This is a genomic window from Nitrospirota bacterium, from assembly GCA_040754395.1.
In the GTDB taxonomy this organism is placed as follows: Bacteria; Nitrospirota; Thermodesulfovibrionia; order Thermodesulfovibrionales; family SM23-35; genus JBFMCL01.
The window spans coordinates 19,157-34,143 of record JBFMCL010000016.1 but is presented as its reverse complement, the minus strand read 5'-3'; the positions used below and the strand labels follow the sequence as shown (position 1 = coordinate 34,143).

The 14,987-nt window shown below is 49.5% G+C and carries 12 protein-coding genes; all 12 read left to right on the top strand.

The window, feature by feature from the left end:
- The first annotated feature begins 2 nt into the window (after positions 1-2).
- The 12 genes from AB1552_09190 (at position 3) to AB1552_09135 (ending at position 14,978) form a co-directional block, all read left to right on the top strand.
- Complete coding sequence (locus AB1552_09190; GenBank protein MEW6053946.1) at positions 3-1,373, top strand: sigma-54 dependent transcriptional regulator; 1,371 nt, start codon at positions 3-5, stop codon at positions 1,371-1,373.
- Positions 1,374-1,438: 65 nt separating this feature from the next.
- Positions 1,439-2,194, top strand: coding sequence for a YebC/PmpR family DNA-binding transcriptional regulator (locus tag AB1552_09185; protein MEW6053945.1), 756 nt, complete (start codon positions 1,439-1,441; stop codon positions 2,192-2,194).
- Between the two features lies 1 nt (position 2,195).
- The gene (locus AB1552_09180; GenBank protein MEW6053944.1) at positions 2,196-2,816 is read left to right on the top strand and encodes a DUF502 domain-containing protein; all 621 of its coding nucleotides are present in this window, start codon (positions 2,196-2,198) and stop codon (positions 2,814-2,816) included.
- Positions 2,813-4,213, top strand: coding sequence for a bifunctional UDP-N-acetylglucosamine diphosphorylase/glucosamine-1-phosphate N-acetyltransferase GlmU (gene glmU, locus AB1552_09175; protein MEW6053943.1), 1,401 nt, complete (start codon positions 2,813-2,815; stop codon positions 4,211-4,213). The genes AB1552_09180 and glmU overlap by 4 nt, the downstream gene beginning before the upstream one ends.
- Positions 4,214-4,298: 85 nt before the next feature.
- A complete protein-coding gene (glmS, locus tag AB1552_09170) occupies positions 4,299-6,125 on the top strand; it encodes a glutamine--fructose-6-phosphate transaminase (isomerizing) (protein MEW6053942.1) in 1,827 nt (608 codons plus the stop codon).
- 158 nt (positions 6,126-6,283) lie between these two features.
- Complete coding sequence (locus AB1552_09165) at positions 6,284-8,377, top strand: UvrD-helicase domain-containing protein (protein MEW6053941.1); 2,094 nt, start codon at positions 6,284-6,286, stop codon at positions 8,375-8,377.
- 8 nt (positions 8,378-8,385) lie between these two features.
- Positions 8,386-8,673, top strand: coding sequence for an Asp-tRNA(Asn)/Glu-tRNA(Gln) amidotransferase subunit GatC (gene gatC, locus AB1552_09160; GenBank protein MEW6053940.1), 288 nt, complete (start codon positions 8,386-8,388; stop codon positions 8,671-8,673).
- A gap of 15 nt (positions 8,674-8,688) precedes the next feature.
- Entirely contained in the window at positions 8,689-9,045 is a 357-nt protein-coding gene (gene panD, locus AB1552_09155; protein MEW6053939.1) for an aspartate 1-decarboxylase, read from the top strand.
- A 414-nt stretch (positions 9,046-9,459) separates the two neighbouring features.
- Positions 9,460-9,792 (top strand): hypothetical protein, encoded by a 333-nt coding sequence (locus AB1552_09150; GenBank protein ID MEW6053938.1) that lies wholly within the window; start codon positions 9,460-9,462, stop codon positions 9,790-9,792.
- 276 nt (positions 9,793-10,068) lie between these two features.
- On the top strand, positions 10,069-10,710 hold the full coding sequence (locus AB1552_09145) for a TetR/AcrR family transcriptional regulator (protein MEW6053937.1): 642 nt from the start codon (positions 10,069-10,071) through the stop codon (positions 10,708-10,710).
- A complete protein-coding gene (locus tag AB1552_09140; GenBank protein ID MEW6053936.1) occupies positions 10,707-11,855 on the top strand; it encodes an efflux RND transporter periplasmic adaptor subunit in 1,149 nt (382 codons plus the stop codon). Before AB1552_09145 ends, AB1552_09140 begins: the two co-directional genes overlap by 4 nt.
- Positions 11,856-11,861: 6 nt before the next feature.
- Positions 11,862-14,978 carry an efflux RND transporter permease subunit gene (locus AB1552_09135; GenBank protein ID MEW6053935.1) on the top strand — a complete coding sequence of 1,039 codons (3,117 nt, stop codon included), beginning with the start codon at positions 11,862-11,864 and terminating at the stop codon, positions 14,976-14,978.
- Positions 14,979-14,987: the final 9 nt, after the last annotated feature.

Below are 14,987 nucleotides of genomic sequence, written 5' to 3'. Positions count from 1 at the left end.
CCATGGAAACGATTCTTGTGATAGAAGATAAGGAATCCATGGCAGAGATGCTGAAACTGACCCTTGAGGCTGAAGGATACAGGGTAATTTCTGCGAAAAACGGGATGGAGGGGATCAATTGTCTGAAGGAGGGAAAGATTGACCTTGTTCTGACAGACCTGAAGCTGCCGCAAAAGAACGGGATAGAAATTCTCAGGGTATCGAAAGAAGAAAACCAGATACGGCCGGTCATTATCATGACCGCCTTTGGGTCTGTTGAGACCGCGGTAGAGGCGATGAAACAGGGTGCGTTTGATTTTATCACCAAACCGTTTGATACCGATCACCTCCTTGTGCTCATAAGGCGGGCACTGGAGAACCAGAGGATTACCACTGAAAATATTCTTTTAAAAGAAGAATTTGCATCAAAGTTCGGGATGCCGAGGATTATCGGAAGGAGCGAGGCGATAGTCTCTGTTGCGCAGATTATTCAGAAGGTTGCCCCTACAAACGCAACGGTGCTTCTGATTGGTGAAAGCGGTACCGGTAAGGAGCTTTTTGCGAGGGCAATTCATCACCTGAGCAACAGGAAAAGCTACCCGTTCGTTCCGATCAACTGTGCTGCAATCCCGAGGGACCTGCTTGAGTCAGAGCTTTTCGGGCACGAAAAAGGTGCATTTACTGGTGCAGAGACCAAAAAGCTGGGCAAGTTTGAAATGGCGGACAAAGGAACCATTTTTCTCGATGAAATCGGAGATATGGATCTCACGATACAGTCAAAACTCCTGAGGGCGATCGAAGAGGGAGAAATTGAACGGGTCGGTGCGGTCAGGCCTATCACGGTTGATGTAAGGATTGTTGCTGCAAGCAACAAAGACCTTGAAAAGGCGGTCGAGGATAAAAAGTTCCGGGAGGACCTTTATTACCGGCTGAATGTATTTCCGGTCAAAATACCGCCCCTGCGGGAGAGAAGGGAGGATATCCCACTGCTCGCGGAATACTTCGTCAACCAGTATTGCCGTGAGATAAAGACGCCGCTGAAGAGTATTTCGAAGGAGGTACTGGATCTGCTTATGCATTATCACTGGAAAGGCAACGTAAGAGAACTCGAAAATGCCGTCGAAAGAGCGGTGATTCTTTCTGACGGAGACACGCTGCCCCCGGAGCTTTTTATGTTCAGCAGGCAACCCGGATTCAGTGCTCCCGAAGAGGTGTTCACGATGACAGGACCGCTCGAAGCGGTGTCAAAGGAGGCGCAGAGAAAGGCTGAGTCCCGGAGGATCTCTGATGTCCTGAAAGAGACAAAAGGGAACAAGACGAAGGCGGCTGAAATCCTGCAGGTGAGCTACAAGACACTCCTCACGAAGATAAAGGAATACGGGCTTGAGGCTTGACAGGCCAATCTCTGTGGCATTATCATAAAGATTACACATTCACATGTTCTTACCGGAGGGGGATAGTGGCAGGACATTCCAAATGGGCGCAAATCAAGCATAAAAAAGCGAGTACCGACGCAAAACGCGGGAAGGTTTTCACCAAGATCGTGAAGGAAATTTCCGTATCTGCACGGCTTGGAGGCGGTGACCTTTCAGGCAACCCCAGGCTGAGGACCGCGATCGAGAAGGCAAAAGAAGTAAACATGCCGGGTGACAATATCAAGAGGGCAATCATGAAGGGCACCGGTGAGCTTCCCGGAGTATCGTATGAAGAATTCCAGTATGAGGGGTATGGTCCGGGAGGTGCGGCGATTCTTATAGATATTATGACAGACAACAAGAACAGGACAAGCTCTGATATAAGGCATCTCATGACAAAAAACGGCGGCAATTTGGGTGAAGCAGGATGTGTAGCATGGCTTTTCGAAAAAAAGGGATACATCCTCATAGAAAAAGACAGGACCGATGAAGATACCCTCATGGCGGTTGCGCTTGAGGGTGGCGCCGAAGACATGAAGAATAACCAGAAAGAGGAGAATTACGAAATTATCACTGCTCCTGAAAATCTGCAGCAGATAAAAACCGCACTTGAAAAAGCGGGAATCCCGGTATCCCTTGCAGAAATTACCATGTTGCCGAAAACGTATGCAGTCGTCGAAGAAAAACAGGCAGAACAGATCATGCGGCTGATCGAAGCGCTGGAAGATCATGATGATGTCCAGAATGTATATTCAAATTTTGACGTTCCTGACGAGGTGATCGCCAAGGTTGAGAAATAAGATGGGTATTTCCATCAGGGCAACCTTCCGCAGAAGATTTTTAGCAGGCCTGCTGATTTCCATTCCGACCGTCATCACTTTTCTCGTTGTAGGCTGGTTTTTCAACTTTGTTGACGGCCTTCTTGAACCCCTCTATTTTCAGGTCCTGGGCTATCATGTTCCCGGCCTCGGGTTTTTTTCAGCCGTGCTTCTTATATTCATAGTCGGGATCATTTCGACGAATGTTATTGGCAGAAGAATCATCGAGTGGATCGAAAACATTTTTCTGAAAATCCCCGGGTTCAAGGGAATTTATACCGCGGTGAAACAGCTTGTCGATGCATTTTCCCCTGAGAGCCAGAAAACCTCTTTCAAGAAATTCGTGGTTGTCGAATATCCGAGGCCCGGGGTTTACGCATATGGATTCCTCACCAAGGAATGTGTGATGGAAACTGCAAGGGACGGAAAAGAGACCGTGCTGAAGGCGGTCTATATTCCAACCAATCTTGTATATTTCGGTGAAATTGCACTCTTCCAGGACGAACATATCTTTTTTACGAATATTTCGATTGAAGAGGGGATAAGAATTATCCTTTCCGGCGGGATAGCAACTCCTGCCAAGATTTCCGAGGTAAAGGGATGAGGCTGGCGGTCGTTGTGCTGGCTGCCGGACTCGGAACAAGGATGAATTCATCTCTGCCCAAAGTGCTCCACAGGCTGCACGGAACTCCCATGCTGCAATATGTGCTGAACTGCCTTTTTCAGGTCAGGCCGGAAAAGACCATTGTAGTCATCGGAAAACACGCGAAAGAAATAAAGGCATCACTGCGGAATGCAGATTCAGTTACCTTTGCACTGCAGAGAGAAGCCAAAGGCACAGGCAACGCAGTATCCGTGGCATTGCCTTCCCTGAGGGGTTTCAGGGGCACAGTCATGATTGTGAATGGAGACACTCCCCTGATCACCGCCGGCAGTCTCAAAAAATTCGTTGGACTTCACAGGAAGAGAAAAAACAGGATATCTGTGCTTTCTTTTGTTGCAGAAGACCCCGGTTCGTACGGAAGAATCATAAAGGATGACAGGGGAAGAATAACCGCCATCATCGAAAACCGTGACGCAACCGAAATACAGAAAAAGGTCCGTGAAGTGAACAGCGGGGTATATGCAATTGAATCAGACGCATTGCATCTTTTGAAGGACATCCCGCTGAATGCATCGAAGGGTGAGTACTATCTGACCGACATTGTCCGTCTCGCAAAGGACAGGGGCTTTAAGGTCAGTGCGTTCTGTATCGGATCGGAAGAGGAATTCACCGGAATAAATACCATTGCAGAACTCCGCGAGGCGGAACAGATGATGAAACAGAGGATGGTCAGGGGATGGCAGGCCCGCGGGGTGAGGTTTATTGATGCCGGATCGGTGTTCATTTCTGCAGATACCTCCCTCGGGCAGGGGACCACGGTGTATCCGAATGTCCATTTCGAAGGCAGCACCAGGATAGGGAAAAATTGCACGATATTCCCGAATGTGAGAATTCTGGACAGTATTGTGGAAGAAGGTGCAACGATCAAAGACTCTACACTGATCGAAGGGTCTGTGGTGAAAAAGGGGGCCTCGGTCGGACCTTTTGCCCATATACGACCCGGATCAGAGATAGGAGAAGGTGCCCGGATTGGGAATTTTGTCGAGGTGAAAAAGTCAGTCATAGGCCCCAATACAAAGGCATCGCACCTTGCGTATCTGGGTGATGCAAAGATTGGCAGAAATGTGAATATCGGGGCTGGAACCATAACCTGCAACTATGACGGCCATCACAAACATATAACTACGGTTGAGGACAGCGTTTTTATCGGAAGTGATTCGCAGCTTGTTGCGCCTGTAAAGGTAGGCAGGGGAGCCTATGTGGGCGCGGGTTCGACGATCACAAAGGATGTGCCTTCGGGATCCCTGGCCCTAACCAGGGTGCAGCAGAAAACTATCGAAGGCTGGGTCCAGAAAAGAAGGAAAAAATTGAAAGGAGCCCGGAGCGGAAAACATTAAGCGGAGATCTGATAGACAGGAGCAGGCGACTATACTCCTTGCAGTTGGCTCTCATCCAAGTGTTTTTTGCCCGGCTGATTAACGTATGTGCGGGATAATTGGTTATGTCGGAACGAAAAATGCAGTATCCGTTGTGCTGGAAGGACTGAAGCGCCTTGAATACCGGGGGTATGATTCTGCGGGGGTTGCATTTTTTTCGGATAAGGGGATCGAGGTCAGAAGATGTCTCGGAAAGATAAAGGAACTCTCTTCTCTCATTGAATCAGAGAGCCCGTCCAGCCATAACGCGATAGGCCATACACGATGGGCCACGCATGGAAGACCGTCTGATGAAAACGCACATCCACACAGGTCTGACGGAATAGTTCTCGTGCATAACGGCATTATTGAGAATTATCTTGCCCTAAAAAAGACACTGACCGGGAAAGGATATGTTTTCTCTTCGGAAACTGATACTGAGGTGCTCTGCCACCTTATTCACGAACACACAAGGGGAAGCACGCTGGAGGATGCGGTCAGGAAAGCGCTGAAAGAGGTTGAAGGCACGTACGCGATAGCCGTGATCAGTCAGGATGAACCGGACAAGATAGTGGCAGTGAGAAAGGACAGCCCCCTTGTCGTGGGACTGAGTGAAGGCGAATATTTTGTCGCATCTGATATCCCGGCATTCCTGAGCTATTCGAGAGATGTCATATTCCTTGATGACGGAGAGATGGCTGTGCTGACCCGCAATGGAGTCAGTGTCATCGATTCCGGAGGGAATACCGTCCGAAAAGAGGTGAACTCAGTGTCATGGAGCCCTTCAATGGCTGAAAAGGGCGGGTACAAGCATTTCATGCTCAAGGAAATCTACGAACAGCCCAGGGCAATCGCAGATACCCTTAGAGGCAGGTTCAGTCTTGAAAATGCTGAAGTGAACCTTCAGGAATTCGGCATGAGCAAAGAGGCGCTTACGAGGGCAGAGCGTATTTTTCTTGTGGCCTGCGGAACATCCTACCATGCAGCCCTCATCGGCAAATACATGATAGAGGGACTTGTACGAATCCCTGTTGAGGTTGACATCGCGTCGGAATTTCGCTACAGAAAGCCGATAATCCGGCCCGGAGATCTTATGATTGTCATCACACAATCAGGTGAAACCGCTGACACTCTTGCTGCACAGAGGGAGGCAAAAAAACTTGGCGCAAGGGTAATGAGCATATGCAATGTACTCGGGAGCACGTCTTCAAGGGAGGCTGATGCCGTATTCTATACCCATTCGGGGCCTGAAATCGGGGTCGCCTCGACCAAGGCATTCACCACCCAGATTGTAGGTCTGTACCTCTTCACGGTTGCGCTCGGCACAGTCAGAAAGGTAATCACAACCGATGAATCGCAGACGCTTCTGAAAGAACTCCTCATGCTGCCGGGAAAAGTCGAACAGGCTCTGAAAACAGATGAAGACATCATATCTGTAGCAAAAGAATTTTTCAAAGCACAGGATTTTCTGTATCTTGGAAGGGGCATTCACCATCCTGTAGGGCTCGAGGGAGCACTGAAGCTCAAAGAGATCTCCTATATTCATGCCGAAGGGTATCCAGCAGGTGAAATGAAACATGGTCCTATCGCGCTGATAGATGAAGAGATGCCTGTCGTGGTACTTGCACACAGGGACGAGTTGTTTGAGAAGATGGCCTCCAATATCCAGGAGGTAAAAAGCAGAGGGGGGAAAATTATTTTAATCACAAATGATGCTCATGATGATATCTGCAGGACCGCTGACAGGAGCATCTTTGTGCCGACAACGAATCCGTATCTGTCAACGGTGCTGATGGCGGTTCCCATGCAGTTGCTTGCGTATCACATCGGTGTCCTGCGGGGATGTGATGTCGATCAGCCACGAAATCTTGCCAAAAGCGTGACCGTTGAATAAGGCTGTCGGGAAGTTATGAGTTTCCGGAGTTTTTCGCGGAACAGGGTTGACCTGCCTTTAAGGAACCGTGGAAGACACGAGAAACCGTGTTAACCGGGATGCAGCATAGATTAAAATGGTGAGAATCTGTTAACATGAATAAGTCAAAGGAGATATTAATGCATGATTTAAACCCCCAGCAGAAAGAAGCTCTTTTGTGCAATGACACCCCGTTGATGGTATTTGCGGGGGCGGGAAGCGGGAAAACACGGGTCATTTCCCACAAGTTCTCTTACCTGACCAGGTTAAAAAAGCATGCAAAAGATTCTATCCTGACGGTCACCTTTACGAACAAGGCAGCCGACGAAATGAAGCACAGGATCAGCAGCCTCATCGATAAGGACGTCAACGGGTCATGGATAGGCACATTTCACTCACAGTGCAACAGGATATTGAGAAAGGAAAGCAAGGCCATTGGGTACGATCCCAATTTTTCCATTTACGACGAAGACGACCAGTGCTGCCTCATACGCCATATTCTGAAGGAGTTCAAGATCTATGAAGCCCTTTACAAAGGCATAAGCTCACGGATCAGCTTCCTGAAATCATCCCTCGTCAGCCCCGAGGATTTTCTCTCTTCAGCTGACGGGTTCGGTTTTGACGAGAAACTTGCGAAGGTCTATGTGCGGTACCAGGATGAACTAAAAAGGAGCAATGCGCTGGATTACGATGATCTCATCATGCTGTCAGTCAGATTGTTTGAAACGAAAAAAAATATTTGCGAGAAATACCAGGACAAGTTTTCCTATATCCTGGTCGACGAATTCCAGGACACCAACTTTGCGCAGTACAAGCTCCTGAAACTCCTTGCATCGGGGCATGAGAAGATCTGTGTTGTCGGAGATGATGACCAGAGCATCTACAAGTTCAGGGGAGCCAATGTCAGCAATATCAGCAGTTTCGAAAATGATTTCCCCAAGGTGAAGATCATCAAACTTGAACAGAACTACCGCTCGACGCAGCATATCCTCGATGTATCCGGAGCAGTGATTGCGCAGAATCTGAAGAGGAAGTCGAAGAAACTCTGGACAGAGAGGGGCAGCGGGGAAAAAGTGCACCATTGCTGGCTGAATACCTATGAGGACGAAGCAAAATACATCGCAAAAGCCATAAAGGAATACTATCTCAAAGGCATATACAATTACCGGGACTTCGCGATATTCTACCGCGTTAATCTCCAGTCACGGGTGCTCGAAGATGCGCTCCGGAATGAAGGGCTCCCGTATAAAATCATGGGGGGCGTCAGTTTTTACCAGAGAAAGGAGATCAAGGACATCATCGCATACATGCGCCTGTCCGTAAACAGCGGAGACAATGTAAGTTTCCGGAGAGTTGTCAACACCCCGTCAAGGGGAATAGGCGCGTCCCTTCTTTCAAGAATCGAGACCGAGGCAAAGAAGAAGACCATTCCCTTATTCAATGCCCTGAAGACGATGCTCCGCGGAGATCAGTTTTCGAGTACAGCGAAAGAAAAGCTTTCTCAATTCGTAAAGACAATCGAGAAGTTCTCTCCGTCAAAATTCAAGTCCGCCGGAGAGATGCTGAGATGCATCGCAGTAAAATCCGGCTATGCAGATACCCTTAACGAGGAAAGAATGAAAAATGTGGAGGAACTGATCAGTTCTGCTGAGGGAAGGGACATAAAAGATTTCCTCGACAAGGTGCTGATGATAACCGGCATGGACGAGGTGAAGGAAGGGGAGTTTGTCTCTCTCATGACCCTGCACAACGCAAAAGGGCTCGAGTTTCCGGTGGTGTTTATTACAGGCCTTGAAGAAGGTGTTCTGCCTTACTGCAAGGCGATGAATCACGAGGATGAGATTGCCGAGGAGCGGAGGCTCTTTTATGTGGGAATGACCCGTGCGAAGGACGTACTCTGGCTCACAGGTGCCAGCAGGAGGAGACTGTATTCCAAAATGCAGGATCAGGAACCGTCGAGGTTCCTGAGGGATATCCCCAGAGAGTGCTGCAACTGGATCGAAAAGATAACAGGCCGTCAGATGATAAAGCTTACTCCTGTCAAGAAAAGCGTCAAGCCCAGAGATACGTTTACCCTGTACACTGCCGGATGCAGGGTGAAACATCCGTCATGGGGTATCGGGGTAGTCCGGGACTGCTACGGGGATGGAGACGACCTGAAGGTCATGGTCAATTTCCCCAACTTCGGGGTAAAAAGACTTGCGGTAAGGTTCGCCAACCTGGAAAAAATCTAGATTTTCCCGTGAAAATATCAAGAACAGAAATTGAACATATCGCCATGCTTGCAAGGCTCTCCCTGTCCGAGGAAGAGAAGGAACTGTTCAGTTCCCAAATGAGCAGCATTCTCGGATACATGGAGAAGCTGAATGAATTGGACACAGGGGATGTTGAACCCACATCCCATGTCCTTGCGCTGCATAACGTCATGCGCGAAGATGTGCTGAAACCTTCGTTGCCCGGTAAAGACGCTCTCATGAATGCACCATCGCATACCGAGAAGTTCTACAGGGTCCCGAAAATAATAGAATAGGAAGAAAATTACAGCATGCTAAGGTGCATCCTGAGGGCAAAAATACATACCGCAACGGTAACAGACTCCAACCTTTCATATGAGGGCAGCATTACCATAGACGAATCACTCCTGAAAAAGGCGGGAATTATTCCTTATGAGCAGGTGATGATAAGCAATCTCAATAACGGGGAGCGCTTCGAGACATATGTTATCCCCGGCAGGAAAGGCTCCGGCGAGATCTGTCTCAACGGCCCCACAGCAAGAAAAGGCGTAGTCGGAGACCGGGTAATCATCTTCTGTTACAGGTATTTTCAGGACAGGGAACTCAGGGGATTCAAACCGACGATTGTGCTTCTTGACGAGAAGAACAGGATCATCGGGGTAAAATAATATCCGGTTTCCGGAGTTCTGCCTTGTTCATCCCACACCCAGAATAGCGTGCTTCAAATGCGTCCGCCGCGTTGCCCGCGCTGGTTAGGGAGAGCATTATGCAAGAGAAAGAAACGAACGAATCCAGCAGCCGGATAAAAGAACCCGGAAGCCCTCCAGGTGATTCTGCAGTTGCGGCTTCTGGCGGTAATAAAACGAAGGCTAAGGAACACCAATGACGCATAACAAGGCCCTTGTACTCGGGCGGTAAGCGGTACATGCCTGTACAATAATACCGGCTGATCAATATCGATGCGACAGAATGCCACATCGGTATTTTTGCTGTAATCAAGCCGGAGATGTGAAACAGACGTAATTCTTCTGTTGCCGCATGGGATGAATATTCAGTGAAAAGCGTAAAAAAGAGGAGGCCTTGTGGTTCTTGATGTCATTATCAATAACGCGTCCATATCAGTTCAGATTGATAAGCCTCATAAGCCTGATATTGATGCGATACATTCACAGATTCAACGATTTGCCTTGTCAAAAGAAACCGAGATAGAGACCCTTGATGTGAAAGGATTGATTCTCAACATGATCAGGGGCATCGCCGGATGTGAACGCGGCTGTCCGGCAAATGCGAAAGACCTTGAATCAGCCGGATATAAGGGATTCAGTGTGCAGTATATTGAAGGCGGCATACTCACCGCCCATATAATAACTGAAAATGGCAACATACTTTATCTCAAGATGTTCCCTGATTTCTGAAATTCTTTCAGGTATCGGAAATTGCACCGGGTGCTCCTGACAGAATACCTTTTCAGGCAGCCATCAACAGCTTTCCCGCGGAATAGAGTTTTTCACGTGTGGAGTTGTGCTCCCCCCTAAGTAACTGGGTGGTTTTTTGAGAAAAGATTTCAGGACGGAAAACTGATCAGCTCCGACTCTTTTAGGAAGTCTGTACGCACCAATGCATTCCACTTCGCTGCACAATATTCATATTGACACTCCGCATTTATTTTCATATACTGAACACAGGTTCACATGAACAAACGTTCAGGTATAGAATCAAAAAAGAAGATCATGCAGGCCGCAATGGATGTATTCTCGCGGAAAGGCTATGCAAAAACCAGTATTAGGGAGATTGCGAAGACTGCGGGGATCAGTATCGGCGGGGTATACCTGTATTTCAATACCAAGGAGGAACTTTACCGGAACCTTATTCATGACAAGCGTCGTGAGATGGCCGCCATGATCGAAAGGACCGTTTCAGAGGCAGAGTCTGCATCGGGGGCGTTATCAAAATTTCTGGAATTGTATCTCGAATATGCTCTGAAGCACAAGGAATTCATTCTTCTCCACATCAGAGAGCACGGGTTTGCATTCGGGATTCGTGAGAAACGGAATTTTTTCAGAAAACAGCGCGAACTGATAGAAAATATTATCGCACACGGGATCCGGTCCGGGGAGTTCAGGGAATGCAATCCCGAGGCAATGGCCACGATCCTCGTCGGGGCACTCAGAGGAGTTGTCCTTTCACTGGCCCTGGATGCGGATGTGCGTGTTACGCCAATAATGCTGAATGAATTTGTACTGGAGGGGCTGCTTTCTTCCCGCAAGGGGAGGGATGTGTCCGTGCATTCAGGCAGGTCTGCGAAATATCCACAGAGGGAGGGTCAAGGATGAGCTACAATTATGGATATCCGGAAATGCGGGGAAGAACGCCCTGTTTCATATTTGCCCTGGTACTGGTGTTCACTATCATTGCCGCATGCTCAGGAGATAAATCGCAATCCTCCAAACCGCCTTCTGTTCCGGTTGTTGTTGCCGAGGCGGTGAAAAAAACAGTGCCGGTGCAGATCAGGGCAGTCGGCAATGTGGAGCCATATTCCACAGTCTCGGTGAAATCTCAGGTAGGTGGCATTCTCACCCGGGTCCATTTCCGGGAAGGACAAGATGTAAGGAAAGACGACCTCCTTTTCTCGATTGATTCACGGCCTTATGAGGCATCGCTAAAACAAGCTGAAGCAAACCTTGCAAAAGATGCCGCTCAGTTGGAAAACGCACGGGTTGAAGTCCGCCGCTATGAGGAACTCGTCAGGAAAGGCTATGTGGCGCAGGAACAGTACGACCAGATCCGCACCAGCGCTGCTACCCTCGAAGCAGTTGTCAACGCAGGCAAAGCGCTGGTTGAATATGCACGACTGCAGTTGCAATACTGTTCTATCCATTCCCCCATCACGGGAAGAACCGGGAATCTCATGGCCAATCAGGGAAATCTTATTAAGGCAAATGCCGATACTGCAATGGTTGCCATCAATCAGGTCCAGCCGATTTATGTAACTTTTTCAGTACCCGAGCAATACCTCGGGGAGATCAAGAAGTATATGTCTTCCGGAAGACTGAATGTGGCAGTGGTTACCGGAAAGGATGAGAAATATCCGGAGCAGGGAGTAGTTACTTTTGTGGACAATACTGTGGATGTTGCCACGGGAACCATAAAGCTCAAGGCAACGTTTGCCAATAACGACAGGCGGCTCTGGCCGGGCCAGTTCGTCGCTGTATCGATGACGCTCACCGCAATGCAGGATGCGACAGTGGTTCCCTCTCAGGCTGTCCAGACCGGACAACAGGGTTCCTATGTCTTTGTGATCAAACCTGATCTTACCGTAGAGTCGCGACCTGTTGAGGTCAGTCTGGCCCATGCAGAAGAAACAGTCATTGAGAAGGGGCTTCAACCCGGCGAACGGGTCGTCACCGACGGTCAGATGAGGATTTTCCCCGGAGCCATTGTCGAGGTGAAACCCCCTGTCGGTGCGGAACGGAAATAATCAGGCATGAACATCCCTGAATTGTGCATCCGGAGGCCAGTCATGACGTCTCTTGTCATGTTTGCCTTCATTGTGTTCGGACTTATGGGCTACCATCTTCTGCCGGTCAGTGATCTTCCGAACGTAGATTATCCGACGATACAGGTGACGGCCAATCTGCCGGGTGCTACTCCCGAGACCATGGCCTCTGCCGTTGCCACACCCCTTGAACGAGAATTCTCCACTATTGCCGGAATAGATTCCATGACCTCTACAAACGGCAACGGGATTACCCAGATTACGCTGCAGTTTGCGCTTGAGAGAGACATTGATGCGGCAGCCCAGGATGTGCAGGCAGCGATCGCAAAAGCAACGCGGCAACTCCCTCCGGATATGCCGACTCCTCCTTCGTACCGGAAGGTCAATCCTGCTGATCAGCCTGTTTTGTATATTGCGCTCAGTTCTCCGACCCTCCCTCTGTCCACAGTCAATGAATATGCGGATACGTTCATTGCCCAGAGAATTTCGATGTTGAGCGGTGTTGCTCAGGTCCTGATCTACGGGTCTCAGAAATATGCGGTGAGAGTACAGGTCGATCCCCTGATCCTTGCGAGCAGGAAGATCGGGATCGATGAAGTGGCAGCAGCAGTGCAGAAGGGAAACGTAAACCTCCCTACCGGTACACTCTATGGTGACAAGAAATCCTTTGTGGTTCAGGCGACCGGCCAGCTCTATAATGCGAACGCATACCGCCCGGTAATCGTTACCTATCGTGACGGCTCCCCGGTTCGCCTCGAACAGGTGGGGAGGGTCATAGACAGTGTCGAAAATGACAAGATTGCCGGATGGTATACTAATACCCGTGCAATAGTGCTCGCCATTCAGCGCCAGCCCGGCACCAATACCATTGAAGTTGTCGACAGCATAAAAAAGCTCCTCCCGGTTTTTCAGTCACAGATGCCTGCTTCGATGAACCTCAACATTCTCTTTGACCGCTCGGCGTCCATCCGTGATTCGGTACGAGATGTACAATTTACTCTTTTTCTCACGGTCTGTCTCGTGGTCATGGTTATCTTCCTTTTCCTCCGGAATCTCTCGGCAACGATAATCCCGAGCCTCGCGTTGCCCCTCTCGATCATCGGCACATTCTCCGCCATGTATCTCATGGGTTTTACGGTGAACAATATCTCTCTCATGGCTTTGATCCTCGCAGTGGGATTCGTTGTCGATGATGCGATCGTCATGCTCGAAAACATAGTCCGTCACATGGAGCAGGGAGAGGGCGTGCTTGAAGCTGCCCTGAACGGTTCAAGAGAAATAGGCTTCACTATCTTATCGATGACTCTTTCCCTTGTGGCGGTCTTTATTCCCGTGCTCTTTATGGGAGGCATCCTCGGACGTCTGCTCCATGAATTTGCGGTAACGATCAGCGTTGCGATCCTCATATCCGGTGTTGTTTCCCTCTCCCTGACCCCGATGCTCTGCAGCCGTTTCCTGCGTCCTCCTGCAGAAGAGAAGCACGGAAGGCTTTATCTCCTTCTGGAGCGCTTTTTCGCCGGCATGCTGAATCTCTATGAGCGGACCCTCAGGACAGTACTGAGATATCGCTTCGCCACACTGGTATTCACATTTATCCTTACCATAGTGACTGTGGCGCTTTTCAAGATCATTCCCTGGGGGTTTCTGCCGAGCGATGATATCGGAGGGATATTCGGTTTTACCGAGGGGCAGCAGGGCATCTCATTCAATGACATGGTTCACCACCAGCAGGCCCTTGCCGATATCGTTGCAAAGGACCCAAACGTGGAATCGTTCATGTCGTTTGTCGGACCGGGGGGGACGCGGGTTGGAGGGAATTCGGGTTTCATGTTTATCCGGCTGAAACCGCGCGACCAGCGGCGTCTTGATGCAGACGGTGTGATCCAGGAAATGCGGCCCAAGGTCATGCAGGTTCCCGGCATCATGATGTTTCTCCAGAACCCGCCTCCGGTGAGGATCGGCGGGCAGCTTACCAAGGCGCAGTATCAGTTCACCCTCCAGAGTCCTGATACCGACGAACTCTACATGGTCGTTCCCCAGATGCAGGAAAAGATGGGCAAGATTCCCGAACTTCAGGATGTCACGAATGATCTCCAGATAACAAACCCTCAGGTGAACGTCGAGATAGACAGGGACAAGGCATCTGCGGTCGGTTTAACGGCACAGCAGATTGAAGATGCGCTTTATTATGCCTATGGGTCCCGGCAGATTTCCACTATCTATGCCCCGAACAATCAATACCAGGTAATCCTTGAACTGGAACCCCGCTATCAGACGGATCCTTCTGCGCTTTCCCTGCTCTATGTCAGGTCATCAAACGGGAGCCTTGTTCCCCTGGATTCGGTTGCAAAACTCACCCGGAGCATAGGACCTCTGAGCGTGAACCATCTCGGGCAGCTCCCTGCGGTAACCATATCGTTTAACGTGAAACCCGGCGTGTCTTTGGGAACCGTAGTGCCGATTATCGATAAAATCGCCCGTGAAACCCTTCCCCAGACAGTCAGCTACACATTTCAGGGAGCGGCACAGGCATATCAGGCGTCAACAAAGGGATTGGCAATACTCCTTATCATGGCCATATTCGTCATTTACATTGTGCTCGGTATCCTGTATGAAAGCTTTATCCATCCCTTGACCATCCTCTCAGGCCTTCCCGCGGCAGGGTTTGGAGCGCTCATCACCCTGATGATTTTCCAGAAAGACCTGAACGTTTTCGCATTCGTCGGCGTCATCATGCTGCTGGGAATCGTGAAGAAGAATGCGATCATGATGATCGACTTCGCGCTCGATGCAGAAAGGAAAGAAGGCAAGCCGCCCCTCGAAGCCATCTACCAGGGTTGCATCATACGTTTCAGGCCTATCATGATGACTACCATGGCAGCCTTTATGGGAGTACTTCCGATTGCACTCGGCTTCGGGGCAGGGGCAGAGTCACGCCGTCCCCTGGGACTTGCGGTTGTAGGGGGACTCGCGGTGTCGCAGCTTCTGACCCTTTATATCACCCCTGTTGTGTACTATTACATGGATATATTTCAGGCGAAAGCGAAAGCCTTGTTCGGCAGGCATGCGGGAAGAAAAAAGTCTGAGATGGCGGAGAACCCATAGGAGGTTGCG